This is a genomic window from Helicobacter pametensis ATCC 51478 (assembly GCF_000518225.1).
Taxonomy (GTDB): Bacteria; Campylobacterota; Campylobacteria; order Campylobacterales; family Helicobacteraceae; genus Helicobacter_G; species Helicobacter_G pametensis.
The window spans coordinates 17,682-41,032 of record NZ_JADE01000011.1 but is presented as its reverse complement, the minus strand read 5'-3'; the positions used below and the strand labels follow the sequence as shown (position 1 = coordinate 41,032).

22 protein-coding genes and 1 tRNA gene are annotated in these 23,351 nt (G+C 40.7%); 6 read left to right on the top strand and 17 right to left on the bottom strand.

From position 1 onward, the window contains the following. Window positions 1-25: 25 nt before the first annotated feature. The 7 genes from T391_RS07915 to T391_RS0104010 form a co-directional block, all read right to left on the bottom strand. A complete protein-coding gene (locus T391_RS07915; RefSeq protein WP_051420593.1) occupies window positions 26-382 on the bottom strand; it encodes a flagellar protein FlaG in 357 nt (118 codons plus the stop codon). Between the two features lie 82 nt (window positions 383-464). Next, window positions 465-1,679, bottom strand: coding sequence for a murein hydrolase activator EnvC family protein (locus tag T391_RS0104035; RefSeq protein WP_051420592.1), 1,215 nt, complete (start codon window positions 1,677-1,679; stop codon window positions 465-467). A 3-nt stretch (window positions 1,680-1,682) separates the two neighbouring features. After that, on the bottom strand, window positions 1,683-2,492 hold the full coding sequence (locus tag T391_RS0104030; protein WP_027327253.1) for a cell division FtsX domain-containing protein: 810 nt from the start codon (window positions 2,490-2,492) through the stop codon (window positions 1,683-1,685). Next, entirely contained in the window at window positions 2,479-3,150 is a 672-nt protein-coding gene (locus tag T391_RS0104025) for a cell division ATP-binding protein FtsE (RefSeq protein ID WP_027327252.1), read from the bottom strand. Before T391_RS0104025 ends, T391_RS0104030 begins: the two co-directional genes overlap by 14 nt. Continuing rightward, the gene (gene trmB, locus T391_RS0104020) at window positions 3,147-4,322 is read right to left on the bottom strand and encodes a tRNA (guanosine(46)-N7)-methyltransferase TrmB (protein WP_027327251.1); all 1,176 of its coding nucleotides are present in this window, start codon (window positions 4,320-4,322) and stop codon (window positions 3,147-3,149) included. The genes T391_RS0104025 and trmB overlap by 4 nt, the downstream gene beginning before the upstream one ends. After that, complete coding sequence (locus tag T391_RS0104015; protein ID WP_027327250.1) at window positions 4,322-5,533, bottom strand: fibronectin type III domain-containing protein; 1,212 nt, start codon at window positions 5,531-5,533, stop codon at window positions 4,322-4,324. The genes trmB and T391_RS0104015 overlap by 1 nt, the downstream gene beginning before the upstream one ends. Next, window positions 5,481-6,440: an RluA family pseudouridine synthase gene (locus tag T391_RS0104010; RefSeq protein WP_027327249.1), complete on the bottom strand. Its 960-nt coding sequence runs from the start codon at window positions 6,438-6,440 to the stop codon at window positions 5,481-5,483. Before T391_RS0104010 ends, T391_RS0104015 begins: the two co-directional genes overlap by 53 nt. 55 nt (window positions 6,441-6,495) lie before the next feature. Between T391_RS0104010 and T391_RS08515 the strand changes: the two genes are divergently transcribed. After that, window positions 6,496-7,632 (top strand): FtsW/RodA/SpoVE family cell cycle protein, encoded by a 1,137-nt coding sequence (locus T391_RS08515; protein ID WP_199769600.1) that lies wholly within the window; start codon window positions 6,496-6,498, stop codon window positions 7,630-7,632. After that, window positions 7,594-7,670, top strand: a tRNA-Ile gene (locus T391_RS0104000). The genes T391_RS08515 and T391_RS0104000 overlap by 39 nt, the downstream gene beginning before the upstream one ends. Here the strand turns inward: T391_RS0104000 and T391_RS0103995 are convergent. The 4 genes from T391_RS0103995 to tig are packed head-to-tail and all read right to left on the bottom strand — an operon-like array spanning window position 7,671 to window position 11,737. After that, the gene (locus T391_RS0103995; protein ID WP_027327248.1) at window positions 7,671-9,176 is read right to left on the bottom strand and encodes a YifB family Mg chelatase-like AAA ATPase; all 1,506 of its coding nucleotides are present in this window, start codon (window positions 9,174-9,176) and stop codon (window positions 7,671-7,673) included. Continuing rightward, on the bottom strand, window positions 9,173-9,688 hold the full coding sequence (def, locus tag T391_RS0103990) for a peptide deformylase (protein ID WP_027327247.1): 516 nt from the start codon (window positions 9,686-9,688) through the stop codon (window positions 9,173-9,175). The genes T391_RS0103995 and def overlap by 4 nt, the downstream gene beginning before the upstream one ends. Window positions 9,689-9,716: 28 nt before the next feature. Further along, on the bottom strand, window positions 9,717-10,307 hold the full coding sequence (gene clpP, locus T391_RS0103985) for an ATP-dependent Clp endopeptidase proteolytic subunit ClpP (protein ID WP_027327246.1): 591 nt from the start codon (window positions 10,305-10,307) through the stop codon (window positions 9,717-9,719). Next, window positions 10,304-11,737: a trigger factor gene (gene tig / locus T391_RS0103980; RefSeq protein WP_027327245.1), complete on the bottom strand. Its 1,434-nt coding sequence runs from the start codon at window positions 11,735-11,737 to the stop codon at window positions 10,304-10,306. The genes clpP and tig overlap by 4 nt, the downstream gene beginning before the upstream one ends. A gap of 111 nt (window positions 11,738-11,848) precedes the next feature. On the opposite strand from tig, the gene fliI reads away from it, so the two are divergent. Genes fliI through T391_RS0103960 form a run of 4 tightly spaced genes read left to right on the top strand, consistent with a single transcriptional unit; the run spans window position 11,849 to window position 16,149 of the window. Beyond that, the gene (gene fliI, locus T391_RS0103975; protein WP_027327244.1) at window positions 11,849-13,150 is read left to right on the top strand and encodes a flagellar protein export ATPase FliI; all 1,302 of its coding nucleotides are present in this window, start codon (window positions 11,849-11,851) and stop codon (window positions 13,148-13,150) included. A 59-nt stretch (window positions 13,151-13,209) separates the two neighbouring features. After that, complete coding sequence (locus tag T391_RS0103970) at window positions 13,210-14,373, top strand: NifS family cysteine desulfurase (RefSeq protein WP_034583796.1); 1,164 nt, start codon at window positions 13,210-13,212, stop codon at window positions 14,371-14,373. Between the two features lie 21 nt (window positions 14,374-14,394). After that, window positions 14,395-15,375 (top strand): iron-sulfur cluster assembly scaffold protein NifU, encoded by a 981-nt coding sequence (locus tag T391_RS0103965; protein WP_027327242.1) that lies wholly within the window; start codon window positions 14,395-14,397, stop codon window positions 15,373-15,375. A 24-nt stretch (window positions 15,376-15,399) separates the two neighbouring features. Further along, window positions 15,400-16,149, top strand: a complete 750-nt coding sequence (locus tag T391_RS0103960; RefSeq protein WP_027327241.1) for an extracellular solute-binding protein — start codon at window positions 15,400-15,402, stop codon at window positions 16,147-16,149. Between the two features lie 22 nt (window positions 16,150-16,171). Here the strand turns inward: T391_RS0103960 and T391_RS0103955 are convergent, their stop codons facing one another. The 6 genes from T391_RS0103955 to T391_RS07910 form a co-directional block, all read right to left on the bottom strand. Continuing rightward, on the bottom strand, window positions 16,172-16,927 hold the full coding sequence (locus T391_RS0103955) for an exodeoxyribonuclease III (RefSeq protein ID WP_027327240.1): 756 nt from the start codon (window positions 16,925-16,927) through the stop codon (window positions 16,172-16,174). Between the two features lie 2 nt (window positions 16,928-16,929). Then, window positions 16,930-18,969: an ATP-dependent helicase gene (locus T391_RS0103950; RefSeq protein WP_027327239.1), complete on the bottom strand. Its 2,040-nt coding sequence runs from the start codon at window positions 18,967-18,969 to the stop codon at window positions 16,930-16,932. Next, window positions 18,969-20,153: an MFS transporter gene (locus T391_RS0103945; protein WP_034583793.1), complete on the bottom strand. Its 1,185-nt coding sequence runs from the start codon at window positions 20,151-20,153 to the stop codon at window positions 18,969-18,971. The genes T391_RS0103950 and T391_RS0103945 overlap by 1 nt, the downstream gene beginning before the upstream one ends. Before the next feature lie 71 nt (window positions 20,154-20,224). Beyond that, a complete protein-coding gene (locus tag T391_RS0103940; protein ID WP_027327237.1) occupies window positions 20,225-21,445 on the bottom strand; it encodes an ABC transporter permease in 1,221 nt (406 codons plus the stop codon). Further along, window positions 21,442-22,125, bottom strand: coding sequence for an ABC transporter ATP-binding protein (locus tag T391_RS0103935; protein ID WP_027327236.1), 684 nt, complete (start codon window positions 22,123-22,125; stop codon window positions 21,442-21,444). The genes T391_RS0103940 and T391_RS0103935 overlap by 4 nt, the downstream gene beginning before the upstream one ends. Then, the gene (locus T391_RS07910; RefSeq protein ID WP_051420591.1) at window positions 22,122-23,348 is read right to left on the bottom strand and encodes an efflux RND transporter periplasmic adaptor subunit; all 1,227 of its coding nucleotides are present in this window, start codon (window positions 23,346-23,348) and stop codon (window positions 22,122-22,124) included. The genes T391_RS0103935 and T391_RS07910 overlap by 4 nt, the downstream gene beginning before the upstream one ends. Between the last annotated feature and the right edge of the window lie 3 nt (window positions 23,349-23,351).

The window sequence follows — 23,351 nt, the reverse complement described above, 5'->3', positions numbered from 1 at the left end:
AATCCTTCTAAAGAGCTTGAGTTATTTAACCGCGCTTATCAAAAATCGCACCGACTAAATCATGCATCTTTTTCATAAGTTCGATGGCTTCTTTGGATGGGATCTCACGAATCACGCGTTCATTTTGTGCATCTTTGACGACGACTAAGAGTCCCTCGATAGTATCATCATAATTAAAACTCACATTTGTCCCAAGTCGCCTCATCTCTGCATTGAATTGCTCAGAAAGATGCCTGAGCTCCTCTCTTAATTTCTGCTCTTCTTGGGCATCTTTGCTCTTCTCGATCAAATGTTTTGGGGCGATTTTCTCCTCTCCATATTGTTTGGCCAAATCCAAAATTTTCTCTTGTGCCAAAGACATATTGTGCTTCATTTCAACCATCGCTGACCTCCTTAAATTATCATATGTGGAACTCTGAAGTCCAAGATCGTCAGTTTTTAAATTTTTTAAACTTTATTTTAATCTATCGCTGGATAAGCTCCAAGGGATCGATATGCTTATCTTTTTGAGTCACCTCAAATCCTAAGCGCTCACTGACTTTCCCAATGATATAGCCTCGCTTAATCCTCAAACCCGGTCTAATTGTAGGAGCAATTTTGTCCAAATATGCATAAATTGTATGCATTTGATTGGCATGCTCAATGATGACAACTTTTTTGAGCACAGGCGTTTCCTTAGCAAACACAACTTTTCCATCTAGCACATTTCTGACATTTGAGTTTGCACGCTTTGGAGTGAGTATCACAGATTCGTTGAATACTTTGATTTTATACACAGGATCAAAATAAGTTCCAAATTTTTGATCTAAAGTATATGCATCCAAAGGAGCAATTGTCTTTTTACCTCGATAACGAGTGGTTGAAACTTGACGATAAGAACTCCCCATCCTCCTCACATCCATGGGTGCTTCTCGATCTTTTCTAGCAATTTGTGTTTTGGATTTTTGCTGCTTTGTTGCTACTTTCTTTTGCTCTTTTTGTTTGCGAATATTGAGCTTTTCAAGAATCTCATCAAGGTTTCGCCTCTCCTGAGCAATCTTGCTCATCCTTGTATCATAGAGTTTGAGATCTTTTTCAAGTTTTGCAATAAGCACATTTTGTTTTTGTACCTTATCTTGTAGCTTGATACGCCTTTGATTCTGAGTTTTAATCGCAAGCTGAAGAGATTGCAGCTTTTTAGTAATTCCCTTAAGCTCTTCACCCACTTCTTTCTTCTGATCACTAAGTAAAGCAAGACTTGTTTTGACATTGTGACTGAGGGTTTTAAATAATTCATCAAGCACAATATCTTCTGATGAAGCTGGTTGCTTATTACTGACAATAACCCTAAAGGCAAGCTCTTGAGCAATAAGCTTTGTGATCTGAGATTGAATGCTTAGATTACGCTCTTGAAGCTCGTCACTTTTGGCTTTTACAACCTTATATTCTTGTTCCTTTTCTAAAAATCGCCCTTGATTATCTTCGATCTCTTTCTCCAAGATAAGCACTTCATCGACCAATTGTTTGAGTTCATTATTTTGAAGTGCGATCTGCTTGCCTAGCTCTTTGATTTTGGCTCCAAGGATACCCTGCTCTTGAATCTTTTCTTGTCTCTTGGCTTGATTCTTTTTGATCGCTGTATCAATATTTTGAGACAAAAGACAAGATGCACAAAACAATATCCAACACAAAAAACGCACGATTTAATAATCCTTTTGTCTAAGAATCACAGCTGCTGCTGAAAGTGTTGAAATACACACAGAAATCAAAAGCAAAGTCAAAAAATCACCCAAGGGTGCAAATACCACATTGCTAATCTCTAGTGAGGCAAGGAGTGCTTGAAATTCCTCGCCATTGAGCACATAAAACACACCAGCAATCACAAGCACAGAAGAAATCACAGAATCAATCAATGCAAGTTTAAATAAAACCTTATTTTTCATCCAACTAGGCGCACCAAGATAACTCATAATCTCCATTCTCTTGGAATGCTGAAGTAACCAAACTTCAACCTGTTTGACCATAAGCAAAATACTCAAGATGCCAAGAAGAGATCCAAAGAAAACAATACTTTTTTTCAAAAGCAACAAGAGACGATAGACCTTAGAATGCGTTTTGGCAAAAAGCTCAACTTTTTGAACTCCATTGATAGAGAGCAAGATCGAGCTAATCTGTTTGAGCTGAGATTGATTGGGGAAAATATCAAGAGTGATCGAATAAAAAAGAGGAAGTTCTGATTTGAGAAAAGCCAGATTCTCTGGAGAAATCGTGTGCTCTAAGCTTTTGAGAATAATTTGAGGATCGATAGGTTGAATTGATTGAAGATGCTTGATCCTGCGTTGCAAAGCCTCTTGGACTAGCTCTTCTTTGGATGCAATCACGATAGAGTAATCTTGAGAGAGTTTTTTTTCATGTTCTTCTACAGCTCTTTGGATCAACAGCACGCTTTCAACACTAAAGAGCAACATCAGCAAGGGGTAAATCAATGAGAGATGTCTTTTAATGAAATTCATAAACCATTCCATCCTCTATATGAAGTTTTTTACTTGCGATATCAAGCATTGTAGGGATTTGATGTGTTACGACCACAACCGTGATACCAAGCTGCTCATTGGCTCCTTTAAGAAGATTCCATACCAAACTTGAAGAATACTCATCTAGATTCCCAGTAGGTTCATCTGCCAAGATCAAAAAAGGATTGTGAGCCAAGGCTCTTGCCATTGCAACTCTCTGCTGCTCTCCGCCACTTAGTTCAAGAGGGTATTTAGATGCCTTATGACTCATTTTTGTATGAGCTAGAAGTTTTTGAGTTTTTTGCACACAGAGCTCTTTGGAATACCCATTGATTTGCATTGGGAGCATGACATTTTTTTCGATACTCCACTCCTCAATCAATTTATAATCCTGAAAGACGATACCAATATTTTTGCGCAACTTCAAAATATCTGCCTTAGATGGACGCTTCATATCAATCCCCCCCACACTCAAACTACCCCCACGGATCCCTAAGGCTCCATAAAGTGACTTAAGCAAAGTGCTTTTTCCACTCCCACTTTCTCCCACGACAAATACAAAATCTCTCTTATAGATTCTGAAATCTGCCTCTTTGATCACAGGTTCATTTTTTTTGTAAAACAATTCAAGCTTCTTGGCTTCGATCACAACGCTCAATGCTCTCCTCCTTGTGCAATAATCTTTAGCAATTCTTGATGAGCAAAATAGGCTGCTTGTGTTGGAAGAGGATCACCTCCCAAATATCGAGCTTTCCCATCACCAGAAATCAACAAAAACTTACTTTGAGGCTGACCAAAATCTCCAAAACTCAACATCAACACAGACAAATCATCAGAAGTATAAAAACTATCGATATGCAAGAACCAACTAGGGCCGACGATTTTTCGCTGGATTGTATCAAAAGTTGAAAGCGAAAGCTTACTTGGGAATCCAAAATCATATCTCTCTTTAGGTCTTTGATCCTCATTGAGTGCATAAACTTGTAGATCATAGATATCTTTTTGCTGTTTTAGCCAACGATCCTCATATTTGCTCACAATCTCCTTTTGGAGATTTTTGTTGATTTTGCAACTAAGATGCTGAGCTTGCAATGCTGTATTAAGTGCATAGAGAAAATAATCCTCATCATCACTCCTTAACTCAAGCATCCCTCCGCGCCTAAGAATACGCATAGATTCATCTATAAATCTTTTGCTCCATACGCGCCTATGCGGTTTTTTACCCCAAGGAACAGGGAAATGAAGATAGATAGCCTCACAAAGTGAAGAAGGAAGGAGCTCCATAAACACACGCGCATCAAAATTGATAATCCAAAGATTTTCCAATCCCCTAAGTTCGATCTGACGCAAAACCTGCTCGATTGATGGGGTGTGAATCTCAATCCCAACAAATTGCATCTCTGGATATTTTTGTGCGCGATTGAGCAAGTGGCGACCTGAGCCAAATCCAATCTCAAGCTCAAAGGGTCTAGCAAAATCTACAAAATCCTGAATCTGCTTCAAAAAAGGAGAGAGAAGATTTTGTTTTGGAGAATCATTAAGAAGATTGTGTGTGATGAGATGACTACTATTGAGATTTGCAATGATTCTCAATGCACCCTTGATCACCCCTGTAGGGATATTTCTAGAGATTTTTTCACATTTCACAATAAAATCACCACGATCTTTGCGGAATCTTTTGCGCAAGAAAAATTCACAATCTCCAAAATGCACCAAAATCAGACTTTGAGAAAGATTGCCATATTGATGTGCTTCAAATAAAAATCGATATCCATTTTCTTCAAATGGAAAACTAGGAAATTCAATCACTTTGGCTAAACAATGAGGCATTAGTTTTTCTTTAGCTTAAATTCTTGGCTAGGTGTGCTTGGGATTTGATTGACATCCACAAATTCTACCCAATACACATACTCCACCCCATTTTCCATTTCTTTATCTACAAATTTGCGTGCTTTAGCATCTAGTTTAAACTTCAATGGAGTTCCAAATGTCCCCTGTTTTCGATAGACATTGATCTCCATCACACGCTCACTTGGTTTCTCCCAGCCAATCACAGCCTCACCCTTCTGCACGCTTGCTCCTTGGATTACTGGAGGTTTTGGAGGGATCAGAGATATGCCTCGCACAGGGATTTGTTGCAAAGATCCCTGAATCCCATCTCTATCAATGGCAACGACTTTGAAAAACCATTGCATTCCATTCTCTTCTGTGCGAAATTCATAATAAGGCTTAAAACTTTCAGCAACTTTTTTGAAATCACCTTTTTCTTTCTGTGAGGCATAAATGATATAGCCTGCTAGATCTTTGATCTCTGAATCCTTCCATTTCAAAACAATGAGTTTTGGAACATCTTGAGAGGCTGTGATATTTTTGAGTGGAGGGGGTGGAAACTTGGTCGTGGCTTTGGCGATAGGAGAATATCGTGATTTGTCTCCTTGGAAGCTCACCCCAGCGACTCGATACTCATAAGTTGTCCCATCCAAAAGATTGCGATCAAAATACTCCACACCCAAACGATGATCCACTTCCCCAATCTCTACCCATTGATTTTTGATCTTTTTTTCGATGATATATTCTTTAATACTTGGATTTGGATGAGGATTCCACAATAGCTTGACAAGTCTTGGTTCATCACTACTTGCATAAAGTGTCTCAAGAGGATCGATGAAGGAAGTTTTGACCTTGAGTATCTTGCTTCTTTGCGAGATTCTGTTATTTTTCCCCAAAACAGCAAACTGATATGCATAAACACTCTCAGGTTTCAAACCCTCATCATAAAAATGTGTAGCCAAAGGATTGCGGATGATGGCAATACGCTCAAATTCACCTCCCTTGCTTTTGCGATACACCACAAATCCCTCAATACTCGCATCATTCACACGCTTCCATTCAAAGGCTACAGAACTCACATCAGGCAGAACTTGCACAGAATCCAAAGTCGAGAGAGAAAGATCAAGATTGGGATTGAAAAATAAATTAGCACAACCGCTAAAAATGATCCCCAAAAGACTGCAATATAGTCCCCTCATCCAAGACTTCATCCACTGCCTCCATGCTAAATTTTTCTTCTAAGAATCCTAACATATCTTTAAAAAGTGGAGCACAAACAAGATGCGTTTTTTGCGTGCGAGGATGGATAAAATACAGCAAATAGGCATGAAGCATCAAGCGCTGATTGAGCGAATCTTTTTTGCCATAGAGTTCATCTCCTATGATATGCCTTGAGAGTGTTTCAAGATGAAGTCTGATCTGATGCGTTCTACCTGTATGAAGCTTGGCGCCTACTAGAGCAAAATCTTGGCCACTCAATAGGGGCACAAAAGAAGTCTTAGAATACCTTCCTTCTTTGAGCTTTGCCATCTTAAGACGATTACTAGGGTGTCGCCCCATCAAGCACTCGACATCGATGCGATCTTTGAGTGCCAAATCAAGCACAGCCAAGTAATACCTCCCCATTTCCCGAGTTTTGAGCTGATTGGAGAGTGCGATATGTGCTTCATTAGTTTTAGCAATCGCAATCGCTCCACTTGTTGGCTTATCTAGTCTATGCACGATCCCATAGCGCTCTTCTCCACTTAAGTTTGACAAAGCATAATTATGACTTTTGAGATAATCCACCAAAGTAGCATCTTTAACACTTGGAGCATCATGGACTACAAGATGAGGAGGCTTATTGAGCACAAGCACATCTTCATCCTCAAACAATACTTCAATCTCTCCTTGAAAGATTGGTTTGGATAGATGGGGTGGATTCTCTAATTTTAGAGCTTGGAAAACAACCTGATCTCCTATCTTTAGCATCTCTCCCCCCTTGGTGCAAATTTTGTCATTGCAAGAGATAAGACCTTTTTTGATTGCTTGGGTGACTTGACTTTTGCTCACTTGTAATTTTTGAGTCAAGACTGTATCAATCCTCTTGCCCAAACTAAGATCAGAATCAGTTATGATAAACTTCACTTTTGCATCCATATCTATTGAATTATCTATAATTGCGAGGTTTGTATTGATTTTTGATCGTAGGATTTTAGCACACTTTGATTTTTTAATCCCCTTGCTGATCCTACCCATCGTAGGACTCTCGCTCTTTTTGATCCACGAACTTGGAAGTAAGCTCATCTACAAACAACTCATCTACATCAGTGCATCACTTGCAATCGCATATATTGTATTTTTCATCCCTTTTCGCAAACTCTTTAAAACCATTTATTTTTTCTATTGGACATCGATCATTATGCTTCTTTTGGTGGAGTGGATTGGCACCAAAAAACTAGGAGCGCAACGCTGGATTGAGATCCCTTTCACTCCTTTTTCAATCCAACCTAGTGAAATCCTCAAAATCTCTCTTATGCTGATGCTAGCACTTGTCATCAGACAAAATCCTCCCCCCAAAGATGGCTATGATTGGCAGGAATTTGGGAGGATTAGCCTACTGATTCTAGGGCCATTTTTTATTATTTTGCAACAACCTGATCTTGGAACTGCTCTTACAGTGCTTTTTATGGGATATGGGATGCTCTTCCTAATCGGTGTCAATAAAAAAATCTGGATTACCCTATTTTGTGTTTTCACAATCTCCTCTCCTTTGATCTATGAGTATGGAATCCGCGATTACCAAAAAAAGCGCATCCATGATTTTCTCTCTGAAAAACCCTCACATCAAGTCACTCAATCCATCATCGCAATCGGAGCTGGAGGACTGAGAGGAAAGCAAAAAGATGAAGCTACGCAATCCCAACTCAAGTTTCTACCCATTGCAACAAGTGATTTTATCTTTGCTTACTATATGGAAAGATTTGGCTTTGTGGGAGGACTTTTGTTGATTGTGCTCTATATGTTTCTTATCTTTCACATCTTGTCATATTCACTCAAAACCAAAGATTATTTTTTGCGTGTGATTGCCTCATGTGTTGCGATTTTGTTTTTTGTCTATATGAGTGTTAATATCGCGATGACCATTGGGTTTGCCCCTGTTGTTGGGCTTCCTTTACCTCTTTTTAGCTATGGTGGAACAAGTTTTTTGACCTTTATGATTATGCTAGCAATTTTGGAGAACCTTCTTGCTTTTAGATTCGATCTTAAGTATAATCTCCCCTCTTCAAAGGGACCTTTAGCTCAGCTGGTCAGAGCACTCGGCTCATAACCGATTGGTCGTAGGTTCGAACCCTACAAGGTCCACCACTAAATTCTTCTATAGCCAATCGCTTCGATCAAATGAGATTTACAAATCCTCTCACTCTCTTCCAAATCAGCAATCGTTCTAGCAACGCGTCTGAGACGATGAATGGCACGATGCGACATCCCAAGCCTCTCCATCGCACGGCGTACAAGGTCTTCGCACTCTGCATCCAAAGCACAAAATTTTTCAATACCCTTTTCATCTAGCTTCCCATTTGGCACTTCTTGACCACGCTCTTTTTGTTTTTCAAAAGCTAAAAATACACGCTCTCTCATTTCTTTGGAAGAGATTTGATTCTTTGAGAGGCGATGATCTGACATTTGCACAAACAAATCAATACGATCCAAAAAGGGATCTGAGAGTTTATTTTTGTATCGTGTGATTTCTTTTTCTTGACATCTGCATTCTTTAGAAGTACTCAAAAGATTCCCACAAGGACAGGGATTCTGTGCCCCTACAAACAAAAATGAAGTCTCATACTCAATCTTGCTATGCACGCGTGAAATTGTCAATGAATTATTCTCCAATGGCTCCCTTAACGCCTCCAATACTTCACGCTTAAAATAAGGCAACTCATCCATAAATAAAACCCCCAAATGAGCCAATGCCACCTCTCCAACTCTAGCCTCTATTGCTGTTGCTGATCCCAATACGCTTGCCTTGCTTGCACTCTGATGAGGATTGCGAAAAGGACGCAGGGGTTGATAGAGAATCTTGCTTTGAGCTAGTGCCTGTAGTTTGATACACTCAATCATCTCAACAAGACTCATCGGTGGCAATATGTAGCGCAATCTCTTAGCAATCATACTTTTTCCACAACCTGGACTTCCCTCAAAAATCACATTGTGAAATCCACTCGCACAAATCAATGCTGCTCTCTTAGCTACATCTTGACCCTTCACATCCCAAAAATCAAGGTCAAACTCTTCCAAATAGAAATACTTCTCACCCCCAATCTCGATTGAAGAAAATATTGGTGATTGTGTCGGATAAGCAGGAGGCAATTCTTCAAGCAAAATCAAATCTAAGGCTTCTTTGAGTGAAGCAACAAAATAAAGCTGAAGTGAGGGAATCAAAGAAAAGATTTCCTCTCCCCCTTTGGGTAGCAAAACCTTTGAGTTTGGCTTATGGAGAGCAATATGCAAAAGAAGAGGGAAAATACTCTCTTGGTATTTCAACGCTCCATCTAAGCCCAGCTCACCAAAAGCAAACCATTCTTCTTGCAAATCACTTTTTTGCAAAGCTCCAAGCAAAGCGATAGGCAGATCAAAATGACTTCCACTCTTAGGTAAATCTGCTGGAGAGAGATTGAGGACAAACTTCATAGGTGGGAGGGTGATCTGACAAGCTTGTAGGGCTGATTGGACGCGATGCTTAGCTTCTTGTATCGCATGATTTGCAAGACCCGTGATATGAAAAGCTGGCAATCCGCGTGCAAACACTCCCTCAACAGCGACGATCTTCGCACCACTTCCAAATTTGGTGGCACAAAAAATCGTCTTACTCATCGCTTATTTTTCTGCAATCGCTTAAATTCTTTTTCAAACTTCTTGCGTTTAATGATCGAGAGGCGATCCACAAAAAGCACACCATCTAGATGATCCATCTCATGCTGAATCGCAACAGCCAAATACCCCTCAGCCTGAAGCCTACACATCTGACCAAAACGATCTTGATACTCTATATCAATCACATCAAAGCGCAAAACATCCTCATAGAAATTAGGGACTGATAAGCACCCCTCACTGAAAAAAATCTCACCTTCTTTGTGCATAATTTTTGGATTAACAATCTCAAGAAGATCTTCTTTGTATTGAGTTTTATCTTCTCTTGGAAGATTAATAATAAGCGCGCGCAGATCACGCCCGACCTGAATCGCAGCCAATCCTACACCATCTTTGGCGATCATTGTCTCATACATATCATCAAGCAAAGTGTGTAGCTCATGATCAAACCGAATCACTTCTTTGGATCGTTTCTTAAGAGTTGGGTTTGGATAATGCAAAACCTCTAAGAGCACAAATCTTCCTTTTCAAATCTTTTTGCGACTAAGCCAATTTGTTCTTCTCAAGCACCTGATCAATCAGACCATAATCTTTGGCTTCCAATGCACTCATAAAATAATCCCGCTCTGTGTCTTCTTCAATCTTTTTGAGCTCTTGACCTGTGTTTTGCACCAAAATTTCATTCAGCATTGATTTAAGACGCAAAATTTCTTGAGCTTGGATCTGGATATCTGTCGCCTGACCTCTAGCCCCACCCAAGGGCTGATGAATCATAATGCGACTATGAGGCAAAGAATAGCGCTTCCCCTTGGTTCCACAGCTAAGCAAAAAAGCGCCCATCGATGCTGCCTGACCGATACAGATCGTGCAAATATCAGGACGGACATAGTTCATCGTGTCATAAATACTTAATCCACTTGTGATCACCCCACCAGGAGAATTGATGTAGAGATAGATATCTTTCTTAGGGTCTTCAGCCTCCAAGAAGAGAAGCTGAGCGACAACAGATGAAGCCAATTCATCACAAATCTCCCCACTCAAAAGAATGATGCGATCTTTTAGAAGCCTAGAGTAAATATCATAGCTTCTCTCTCCTCTCCCTGTTTTCTCGATCACATAGGGAATATAATTCATTCTTTTTCCTTGCTCGCTTTGGGTTTTTTCTCTGTATCTGTTTTCTTGGTCGTTTTTGCTGTCTTTGGCTTATCTTCTGTTTTTGATTTTGCTTTGGATGCTTCCTCTTTTTTGCCCTCAGCATTCTCAGCACTTGAGGCATCAAGCTTTTCATCCAAAAGCATTGTCAAGATTCTATCTTCTAGCATAGCCATTTTGACAGCGGGCAAAAGATTGTTTTTTTGATAGAACTCAAGCATCGCTTTAGGATCTTGTCCAGCCATCATCGACTCATAATAAAGTGTCTGAATCACTTCATTATCTTGGATTTGGATCTTGTATTCCTTGGCGGCAGCATCGATGATAAATGTGATTCTCACACTCTTTTGAGCTTCTTCTTTGAACTCATCACGCTTCTCTTCAATCTTCTTGCTATCTTTTTGGAATGCTTCAAACTCCTCAGCACTCAAAGTACGCGCATAATTATTGAGTAAGATATTCATCTCTTGCTCTACGATCAAATCAGGTAGATCAAATTGAATAGTTTCTAGGATGTTATCGATGAATTGGGGCTTTGATTCTTCATTGTAGAGCTTATTTCGAGCCTCATGTTTTAATTGTAATTTGACTTGCTCTTTGAGTGTTTGCATGGTCGCATCTGCCTGATTGAGCACCTTTTGTGCTAGCTCATCATCTACTTTTGGTGTAGATTTGATCTTGATAGCATGAAGCTTGACTTTAAAGATTGCATCTTTGCCTGCCAATTCTTTAGCTTGGTAATCTTTGGGGAAAGTCACCTTAATATCTCTCTCCTCATTCTTCTCCATCCCAACAAGCTGATCTTCAAATCCAGGGATAAACTGCCCGCTCCCAATCAATAGATCAAATTTCTCAGCCTTACCTCCATCAAATGCTTTGTCATCGATAAAACCTTCAAAGTCGATATTTGCTGTATCACCTTTGGCAAGTTTTGCTCCATCTTTGGCTTCCACCAAAGGTGCTTGAGCCTTGGCGATCTCATCAATTCTCTCATCAATCTCTTTGAGACTTGCTTCTTGGATCTTGACCTCTGGAACACAAGATTTGAGCTTAGAAATATCAACATCTGGCGCAATACTGATCTTGAACTCCATCTCAATCTCGCTTCCCTTTCTCTCAAACTTCGTAATCGCAGGATTTCCCAATACTTGGCCCTGATCGATCTTGAGCTCCTTCAATGCTTCTTGAAAGCTTTCTCTAACAGCCTCTTGCTCTACTTCTTGCTGAATTTGCTTTGCATAGCGTTGCTTGACGATAGATAAAGGTGCTTTACCCTTTCTAAAACCATGGATATTGACATTTTTAGCAAACTGCCCTGCGATGCTTTGAGATTTTTTATCGACGATCTCTGCTGAAATGACACCGCTTGCAATCGCATTGGCTTGATTGATTCTTTGTGCTTTTACGCTCATATTCTTCCTTGTTTAGATGATTTACTTTGAAGTATAATTCGCTAATTCTATCAAAAATAAATTTTAAAAACTAATCGAATACGACACAAACCCCTACACCAAAGGACAAAAATGCCCCTCAACTCTATCAAGCAAAAGCTCACTTCTCCCCTATCGCTTTCTCCTACCTTTGGCATCCTCTCCTCCGTCTCTCCCACCAACCTCACCGCCAAAGGTCTAAATCCTAATGTAGGAGATATCGTTGAGATTCATGGGAATCAAACCACACTAGGGATTGTCAGCTCCTCACAAGAATCTTCTTTTCATATCACTCCATTTTCATTTGTCGATGGACACAAAAGTGGAGACAAAGTCTATCTTCTCAAATCTGGCCTCACCATTCCTATGGGAGATTTTTTACTTGGACGCGTGATCAATCCCTTAGGAGAACCCCTAGATCAAAAAGGTGATTTTCCCCATGGATCACTCTTCCCCATCATCAATCCCCCCATCAGCGCCCTAGATCGCGGAGTGATCGATGAGATCTTCACCACAGGGATCAAAAGCATTGATGGACTTCTTACAAGTGGCAAGGGTCAAAAAATGGGGATCTTTGCAGGAAGTGGTGTGGGAAAATCTACACTTATGGGAATGATCGTCAGAGGATCCAACACTCCCATCAAAGTCATTGCTCTCATTGGAGAGAGAGGCAGAGAAGTTCCAGAGTTTATCTACAATAATCTTAGAGGAGATCTGAGTAATACCGTGCTAGTCGTTGCTACAAGTGATGATTCTCCACTTATGAGAAAATATGGAGCCTTTAGCGCAATGGCAATCGCAGAATATTTTCAGAATCAAGGACATGATGTGTTATTTATCATGGATTCTGTGACTCGCTTTGCAATGGCTCAAAGAGAGATTGGTCTAGCTCTTGGAGAACCCCCTACAAGCAAAGGATATCCACCCTCCTCACTCACCCTTTTGCCCCAACTCATGGAAAGAGCTGGCAAGATTCGGGACAAAGGTAGTATCACGGCATTTTTCACAGTGCTTGTCGAAGGAGATGATCTCAGTGATCCAATCGCTGATCAAAGTCGTAGTATCTTAGATGGACATATCGTGCTTAGTCGCGAAATGACAGATTTTGGAATCTATCCTCCAATCAACATCATTCATTCAGCCTCGCGTCTTAGTAATCAACTTATTCAAGATGAGCACAAAAAAGGAACACAGAAATTCCGCAAACTCTATGCACTTCTCAAAGAAAATGAAGTTTTGATTAGAATCGGAGCTTATCAGCAAGGAACAGATCCTGATCTTGATGAAGCCATTAGCAAAAAAGAATGGCTTGAAGATTTTCTCAAGCAAGAAGAGGGAGAGCGATTTGACTTTGATGAGATTCAAAAAAAACTACAAGAAATCCTCCTAAAGTAAATCGTTTATTATTTTTTTGTGATATAACGCCCAAAATTTTTTAACCTTAAAGGAATATTATGCGTGTTTATCTTGACAATAATGCAACAACGATGCTTGATCCAAAAGCTCTAGAACTTATGCAGCCATTTTTTAGCGAACAATATGGCAACCCAAATTCCCTCCACAAATTTGGCACCGAAACACACAAAGCAATCTCTGATGCAATCGATAAGCTTTATGCAGGGATAGGGGCAAAAGATGAAGATGATGTCATCATCACTTCATGCTCTACAGAATCAAACAATTGGGTTTTGAAAGGTATTTATTTTGATGAGATTCTTGGCAAAAACAAAAATCACATCATCACAACAGAAGTCGAACATCCAGCCATTAGAAGTACTTGTGCTTTTTTGGAGAGTTTGGGTGTCGAGGTGACTTACTTACCCATCGATGAAGATGCAAGAGTGACAGCCAATCAGGTGCGCGAAGCGATCACAGACAAAACAGCACTTGTAAGCATCATGTGGGCAAATAATGAAACAGGGATCATCTTCCCCATCGAAGAAATTGGTCAGATTTGCAAAGAAAGGGGTGTGCTTTTTCACACCGATGCGGTTCAAGCGATCGGAAAGATTCCCGTCGATGTCGTGAAAGCCAATGTCGACCTTCTCTCTTTCTCAGCACACAAATTCCATGGCCCCAAAGGAATCGGTGGACTCTATATCCGCAAAGGCATCAATCTCACTCCACTTTTTCATGGGGGAGAGCATATGGGGGGCAAAAGGAGTGGAACACTCAATGTCCCATATATCATTGGAATGGGTGAGGCTATGAGATTGGCCGTTGATGGATTGAAGTATGAAGACACAGAGGTGAGACGCTTAAGAGATCAGCTAGAAAATGCAATTTTGCAAAATGATGAAGTGATCGTTGTGGGCAAAAAAGAACTCAAAGTTCCAAATACTATTCTCACAAGTATCCGAGGGATTGAGGGAGAAGCGATGCTTTGGGATCTCAATAAAGCTGGTATTGCAGCCTCTACTGGAAGCGCTTGTGCAAGCGAAGATTTGGAAGCCAATCCAGTCATGAGTGCAATCGGAGCAGATCCCGAGCTTGCTCATACAGCGATTCGTTTTTCTCTTTCTCGATTCAACACACAAGAAGAAATTGAGTATGTGATTGAGGTTTTCAACAAATCAATCCAAAGACTAAGACAAATTTCTTCAACTTATCAATTTTAATTTCAAACAAAAGGATAAAAAATGGCAAAAAATGATTTACTTGGTGGAGCGTTGTGGGATGCATACTCTAATAATGTCGCAAGAAGGATGGATAACCCTACACATCTAGGAGTGCTTACAGAAGAAGATGCCAAGGCTAAAAATGCCAAATTAATCGTCGCAGACTATGGCGCAGAATCTTGTGGAGATGCTGTGAGATTGTATTGGCTCGTCAATGAAGAGGATGTGATCATTGATGCAAGATTCAAAAGCTTTGGATGTGGGACAGCGATTGCAAGTAGCGATATGATGGTAGAGCTTTGCTTGGGCAAAAAAGTCCAAGATGCGGTCAAAATCACCAATCTTGATGTAGAAAAAGCACTCAGAGATGATCCCGATACTCCAGCAGTCCCTGGGCAAAAAATGCACTGCTCTGTCATGGCTTATGATGTGATCAAAAAAGCAGCCTCTATTTATTTGGGCAAAGATATGGCGGATTTTGAAGATGAAATCATCGTGTGTGAATGCGCAAGAGTTAGCCTTAGCACGATCAAAGAGGTGATTCGCATCAATGATCTCAAAACCGTTGAAGAAATCACAAACTACACCAAAGCAGGAGCATTTTGTAAAAGCTGCATCAAACCTGGAGGACATGAAAAAAGAGATTATTATCTTGTGGATATTTTGCGCGATACACGCCTTGAAATGGAAGCTGAGGCTCTCAAAGCAAAGGCTGATAAAGTCCAAATTGGAGAAATAGCTTTTGTAGATATGACCTTGATTCAGAAAAATAAAGCAATTGATAAAGCAATTGATACATATATCCGTCCAATGCTTATGATGGATGGAGGAGATATGGAAATCATTGATATTCAAAGCACAGATGATGGACACACTGATGTTTTCATCCGTTATCTTGGTGCGTGCAATGGCTGTGCTTCAGCAAGTGCTGGGACACTTTATGCCATTGAAAATGTCTTACAAGAGCATCTTGACCCAAATATCAGAGTTTTGCCAGTTTAATTTATCTCAATCAGAAAGGAAAATATGAAACTCAAGTCTTTCGCACTTCTTGCCCTACTCTCCTCTTGGCTTTGGGGAGATATCCTTGTGTATGGACCAGGTGGTCCAGCACCAGTCCTCAAAAAGCTTGCCCTACTTTACAATCAAACAAGTCAAGAGAAAGTCATCATCCATGCTGGTCCCACTTCATCATGGATCAACAAAGCCAAAAAAAATGCTGACATTATCTATAGTGGCAACTCTTCGATGATGGATTCTTTTCTTGATCTTATGGGAAACAAACTCAACCCATCTGATATTCAAGTCCTCAATATCCGCGAAGCTGGTGTCATCGTGCGACCAACAAATCCTAAGAAAATCACACGCTTCTCTGACCTCCTCAAAGATGGAGTCAAAATTATGATCGTTAATGGTGCAGGACAAGTTGGCCTCTATGAAGATATGGCACTCAAATATGGCAAACGCAGTAACTTGGTGGATTTGCGCAAAAACATCCAAGTCATTGCCAAAAATTCAAAACAAGCCATAGAGCTTTGGGAAAAAGATCCAAGCATTGATGCACTCATTATCTGGAGACATTGGGCCACTGTATTAGGGAAAGACAAAGCGCGCTTCATCCGTATCGACAAAAACAACAATATCTATCGAGCCAGCGAGATCGCCATCACAACACATTCTCGCAAAAAAGAAGAAGCACAAAAATTCATCGACTTCCTTCAAACCAAAGAAGCACAAAATATATGGAGAGAGGAGGGTTGGATCTCCAACTACTGATCCCTCTCTCTCTTTCTCCCTCCTAGTCTTTTAGCAAAAGCTCGATAGGACAGTGATCACTCCCCATAATCTCTGGATAAATCTTGGCTCCAAGAAGTGAATCTTGAAGAGATTGTGAAGCCAAAAAATAATCAATCCGCCAACCCGTATTGTTTGCTCTTGCCTTACCCATATAGCTCCACCAAGTATAAGCTCCCTCCAAATCAGGATAAAAGAAGCGAAAAGTATCGATAAAGCCGCTGTTTAGAAGCTCACTCATCTTCCCTCTCTCCTCATCAGTAAAGCCAGCATTTCTGCGATTAGTTTTGGGATTTTTCAGATCGATCTCTTGATGTGCGACATTGAGATCCCCACAAACCACAACAGGCTTTTTCTTCTCAAGATCTTTGAGATAAGAGCGGAAATCATCCTCCCATTGCATACGATAATCTAGGCGTGCTAGCTCTCTTTGAGAGTTTGGAGTATAGACATTGACCAAACAAAACTTCTCAAACTCCACACAGATGATCCTCCCCTCTTTGTCATGATGTTCAATCCCCATATCATAAGTGACACTCAATGGCTCTTGTTTGGCAAACACCACTACCCCAGAATACCCCTTCTTCTCTGCAGAATTCCAATACTCACAATAACCACCAAAGTCAAAATCCCCCTGCTCTTTGTGCATTTTAGATTCTTGGATACAAAACACATCAGCATCCACCTCTCTAAAAAAATCCATAAACCCCTTATTCATACAAGCTCTAAGTCCATTCACATTCCATGAAATCAATTTCATCTTCATTCCTTATCTTTTAAGATCAATCCAGCCTCATACAAAAAAATTGAGGGCTCATAACTTATCTTTTTGAGCTCATCCTTCCTAGCATAACTCAAAAACAATTTCTCCTTGGCTCTTGTCACAGCGACATAAAAAAGTCGTCTTTCCTCTTCCAAGCTCCCCCCCTTACTCATCAATTTGCGATTTGGGAATCTTCCATCCATCAAATCCACCACATACACCTCCTTAAACTCAAGCCCCTTGCTCGCATGAATACTGAGCAAATTGACCCCGCTCCCATCGCTTGCTTCACTCCCTCCAAGGATCATTGCATTCAAAAATGCTCCAAGATTTGCATAAGGCTTACTCAAACTCTCAAGCAAAGCCACCTTTCTCTCAATCCTCTCCATTGCCTCAGTCTCACGCACAGCATCAAGACTTCCATCTTTGTTTTTGGCTCGCTCCTTGGCAAATGTGGCAATAATCTCCCTAAAAAATAAAGAAGACCGAATCTCCTTAATCAAATGCATTGGATGAGACAAAAATCGTGCCTGCTTGATGAGTAAGAAGAAAAGATTGAGAAATTTTGCACCCTCACTCACAAGCTTTGGATGCTCAAACATCGGATGTGATCTCAAAGATGGATCCAAAAATGCATCAAACCTAGAAGCATTTTCCAATGCGAAGAAATCCTCAAACAAGCCCATTTGCGATGATTTCGCCCTCAAAGCATAAGGTTTGATCCCCTCTCTAGGCTTAAGCAACCCCCCAATCACATCTCCCTCACCCAAAGCATTAAGTGCTTCATAGAGATCTTTGGCAATTGAGCTGCCAATTCCTTTGCCATAGCTTAAGACATGAATATAGGCCATCATATCTTTGGGATTATAAAAACATGAACACAAATCAAGTAAAAGTGCGATCTCTTTGGTTTCAAAAAAACTACTCCCCCCCTTGCGTTTTGATGAGATTCCAAGCTCCCTCAAACTCGCCTCAATCCCATCAGCACTAGAATTATTCCTAAAAATGATCGCGATCTCTTGATGGATACTCCCACTTGAAGCAATCCTTTTGGCAATCCCCTGATATTGCAAAAATAACTCATCATACACCAAAAGCTTTGGAGCATCAAACTCCCCTTCTTTCATCACTTCAAGACTTTTGGGATAGATTCGCTCATTGCGAGAGATGACTTGATTGGCTAGATCCAAGATCATCCCACTTGAGCGATAGTTCTTGGTCAATGTAAATACATTGGCTTGTGGATATTGCACACCAAAATTTCCGATGATTGAAATATCCGCACCATTAAAAGCATAAATACTCTGATCATAATCCCCCACACAAAAAAGACTAGAGGGATTGAGGGCTTGCAAAATAGATTCTTGCAAAGGATTGGTATCTTGATACTCATCACACAAAATCTCTTTGTATGGACAATCTCCCTTCTCCCTTAGCTTCTGCATCTCAGCACGATAGAGCAAAAGCAAATCATTATAATCCACATACCCATAATCACGCTTTAGCATATCAAACTCATCAAAGATCCCCTCATAAATCTCCAAAAATTTCAGCTGTGCAGGTGCTTTTTCTTCAAGATACTCGCCAAACTCTCTCTCTCGACTTGAATTAAGATAGAGGGCATAGAAATCATAGAGATATTGAGAAGTATAGGGCTTAGAATCAAAAGTATCCACAAAGGTGCGCCTCTCATAAATACTTCTAAAAAGCACTTTAAGCTCTCTTGGTTGCTTGAGTGCAACTTTTTGATGTTCTTTGAGATGCTTGTAGGCGATTGCATGAAAAGTTCCAGCCTGAATCTTTTTTGCAAGCTCATATCCAAAAAACCTCCCCACTCGCTCAATCATCTCATGGCTTGCCTTATTGGTAAAAGTCAGGAGCAAAATCTCCTCAGCCCCAATCCCATTTTGAAGCAAAAAGGCGATGCGCCCAACGATTGTGGAAGTTTTACCCGTCCCAGCAGATGCGATGATCAGATTATGCCCCATAGGAGCTTTTGCAGCCTCAAGCTGCTCAGGATTAAGTTTAGATAAAGGCATCAATCCACCCTAGATTCCAAAGGATTGAAAAGATCCTTTTTAGGAATCAAAACCAATGCCCCCAAAGCGACAAAAGAAGCAATCAGAGGATTAAACTCCACCCCAAGATGTGCCAATGTCAATCCCCCAGCCAGTGTCGCAATCGCGATCCCAAGATTGAAGCTTGCTTCATTCAAAGAAATCGAGCTCTCCACATTATCTGGCGTGTAGCGCTTAGCACTCCAAAGAGCCAAAATCTTCACTGATGCCACACAAGAAAATCCCCAAAAGCTCACCATACAAAAATTAGCCACTGCCACAAGGGGATAATGGATACTAAACATCAAGCCAAAGAGCGATAAAGCTAGGAGCGAAAGAGTTAGTCTCAAACACACAATCGCCCCAAGTCTATCAGCAAGTTTTCCTCCGATAAGATTCCCCAAGATCCCAAAAGCACCATAAATCAAAAGCACCAAGCTTAGCTCCTGATGAGCAAACCCTCCCAAATCCATAAAAAATGGCTCAACATAAGTATAAAAAGTAAAGATACTCCCACAAAAACCAGCTGTGATCAAAAAAGATCTCCACATCTGCAAGCTCTTAAGCCCATCCATCAAGCCAGAGATTCGTGTTTTTTGCCCTTGGATATTTTTGGGCATCACACAAATCACACTCAAAAGCACACATAAGGTCAAAATCGTGATACAAAGAAACAAAAATTGATATCCATAAGTATTGCCAATCATCGCACCCAAAGGCACGCCACTCACCATCGAAATAGTCAGACCAGAGACCATCAATGCCAAGGCTTGAGATTCTTTGCCTTTTTGAGCCACCTGTGTGCAAGTCAATGTCGCGATCACAAAAAAGACTCCATGCATACACCCACACACAAACCGAGCAAAAGCCGTAAGATAAAAATCAGAACTTAGAAAAATGATCAAATTTCCCAAAGCAAAGATTCCAAGATTGACACTTAGTTGAGCTTTGCGATGAAGTGAGCTTAGAGGGATGCTTAGCAAGGGTGCTCCGATGATCACACCTAGAGCATAAAAAGTCGTCAAATATCCCGCTTGAGATGGTGAGATATTGAAACTATCTGCAAGATTATTCAAAATCCCTGCCATAGAAAGCTCAGCCACCCCCATACAAAAGGCACTCAAAGCCAAAGGGATGATCGAAAAATAAGATTGGTGAAGTTTCATTGATATGACCCCATATAGCAAACTAAACCGCTGATTCTAATCTAAATCTTTCCAACCTGAATCCTCAAAACTTATTCATATCTCAAAGCATCAATTGGATTTAGTCTAGAAGCTCTTCTTGCAGGCAAAAACCCAAACACAATCCCAATCACCACACAAAATACCAAAGCCCAAAATGCAACAGAAATATCAAAAACAAAGGGCATCCCAAAATGATCACTCAAAGCATAGCTCGCCCCCACCGAGACACATACCCCAATCCCTCCCCCAAATACACTCAAAACAATCGCTTCAATCAAAAATTGCAAAAGCACCTCTCCCCCAGTCGCACCCACAGCGATCCTGATCCCAATCTCTCTAGTCCTCTCACTCACAGAGACAAGCATCATATTCATAATCCCAATGCCCCCCACAAGAAGACTGATCCCAGCAATAGCAGTGATAAAAATCGTCATCGTCTTTGTTGTAGATCCAATCATTTGCAAAATCTCTTTGGTATCCATCACCTCAAAGGGACTTTTTTGATTGGGCGCAACTCCACGAATCTCTCGCAAAATTTTTAGCACCTCTTTGCTCATCTCTTCAGAATCCATCCCATCTTGAAGTGCAATATAGATGCGCCCAATATTGTGCAATGAAGCATCAGACTTCACAAGTGAAGAATAAGTTTTGAATGGCACAAGCACAATATCATCTTGATCCTGTCCCATAGCCCCCTGTCCTTTTTCCTTGAGCACACCCACCACCTCACACACAAATGATCCGATTTTGAAATAGGATCCAAGAGGATTTTGATCTGCATACAAGCCTTTTTTGACACTATTTCCTATGATGCACACTTTTGAGATTTGATGAAATTCCTTGGGATCAAATCCCCTTCCATATAAGATCTGTGAATTAGTCGTCCTAAGATATTCTTCTCCCACTCCAGCAATTGAGCTCATGATATTTTTGCCCTCATAGCGGATCAAAGCACTTGTATTTGAAAAAGTAGCAAGAGAATAGATCTTGCCCTCCAATCTTTGGCGCAATAGATTGACTTCATTTTCTGAAAATTTAAGTCTCCCTACACTAATCCCCCTAGAATCCAAAGCCCTTGAGGGAAATACAATCAAAAGATTACTTCCAAGACTTGCAATCCCTTGGGTGATTCTTTGGGTTGTGGCCTGTCCAAAATTCACCATCGCCACCACAGAAGCCACCCCGATAATCACACCCAATGTGGTCAGAAAAGATCTCAAAAAATTTCTAAAAATCTGCCTAAAGGCGATCACAATTGCATTCCAAATCATCTCCTCACATCTCCCTCAATACACCCATCACGGAAATAAATCTCCCTAGAGGCAAAAGAAGCCATTTCACTCTCATGTGTGACCATCAAGATCGTGATTTTCTCCTCCTGATTGATCTCTTGCAAAAACTCCATAATCTCTAAGCTACGCTGAGAATCAAGATTGCCCGTTGGTTCATCTGCGATCAAAAATTTAGGTGTGATTGCCAAGGCTCTAGCGATTGCCACCCTCTGCTGCTGTCCGCCACTAAGTGCTGCACTTGTATGATGATATCTATCAGCAAGTCCCACTCTCTCAAGTGCCATCATTGCGATCTCTTTGCGCTCTTTTGAAGGATATCCCTTATACATCAAAGGAAGCTCTACATTTTCTAAGGCTGTTGTCTTAGGCAAGAGATTAAATCCCTGAAACACAAATCCAAAATAATTCCTTCGTAATCGTGCGCGCTCATTCAAATCCAGCTCACACACATTCACCCCACAAAAGTCATACACTCCCCCATCTGCCACATCCAAACAACCCAAAATATTAGAAAGAGTAGATTTTCCACTCCCACTTGGTCCCATCAGTGCGATGAATTCTCCCTGATTGATCTCAAGATTGACGCTTTTTAAAACTTGAAGGCGATTTTCTTTGGTTCCATAACTTTTCTGCAAATCTCTGAGCTCAATTAGTCTCACTGATATTTTTCCTCCACGATCACAGAAGCATTTTCATCAATCCCCTCAATTTGGACATATTTCCCATCAGAGATTCCGATCTGTATCTCTTTTTTCTGAGGTTTTTGATGATTTAAGACCCACACACTTTTTTGTCTCTCTCTGGGAACTTCTTCTGATCTCTTGCGTCTAGGTGGAGTAAAAAATGTCGATGCTCTCTTTGAAGATTTTAGAGAATCTTTGGGTTTTGGCACATAATACAGTGCTGCAACTGGGACAAGAAGCGCATCTTTGACTTCCTCGACCTTGATATTTGCAGTCGCACTCATTCCTGGACGCAGAAGCAAATCTTTGTTTTGGACTTGGATTGTGACCTCATAGCTCACGATATTATCCACAACACTTGAGCCATAATTGATCTTATCCACATGAGCAAAAAAAGTGCGATTAGGATAAGCATCGACACTGAAGCTGACCTCTTGCCCGACTTTGATTTTTCCGATATCAGATTCAGCGATCTTGACGATAAGCTTCATCTCTTCAAGATTCTGAGCCACTTTGAAAAGTTCGGGAGCCGAAAAGCTTGCAGCAACCGTCTGCCCCACATCAACACTCCTCACAAGCACAACTCCATCAATTGGTGAGGTGATGATTGTATTATCATAATCAATTTGTGTGCTTTGCATATTGGCTTTGATCTCTTCGATATTGGCCTCTTTGCTTAAAATATCAGCCTTGATCACTTCATAGGCAACTTGCGCATTTTGCACATCAGCAAAAGAAGGATATTTACCCTTACTTTGCTTGTAAAGCTTCTCAAGACGATCAAATTGCCATTTTTTATCTTTGAGCGAGCTTTGGAGCGAAAGGAGCTGAGCTTGCATCCCCTTAAGCTGAGCTTGATTGCGTTTGAGTTCTTGTAAGATCTTTTGATCATCGATCTTGGCCAAAACCTGTCCCTTATGCACGATGTCATTGGTATCGACATACAATTTAGCAATGATGCCAGACACTTGAGATCCGATCTGCACCTCATTGAGAGGATTGAGCGTCCCTGTGGCACTGATAGAGTTTGTGATATCTCCTCTGATAGGGCGCTCAACCACATATTCAACCAAAGCCTCTTTGGGCTTCATATATGTATAGATTCCATATCCTCCGCCACCAAACAATAAGACTAGGGGGATCATCCATTTCCATTTTTTCGTGCTTGGACGCACCACTTTCAATACTTGATCTGACATCAA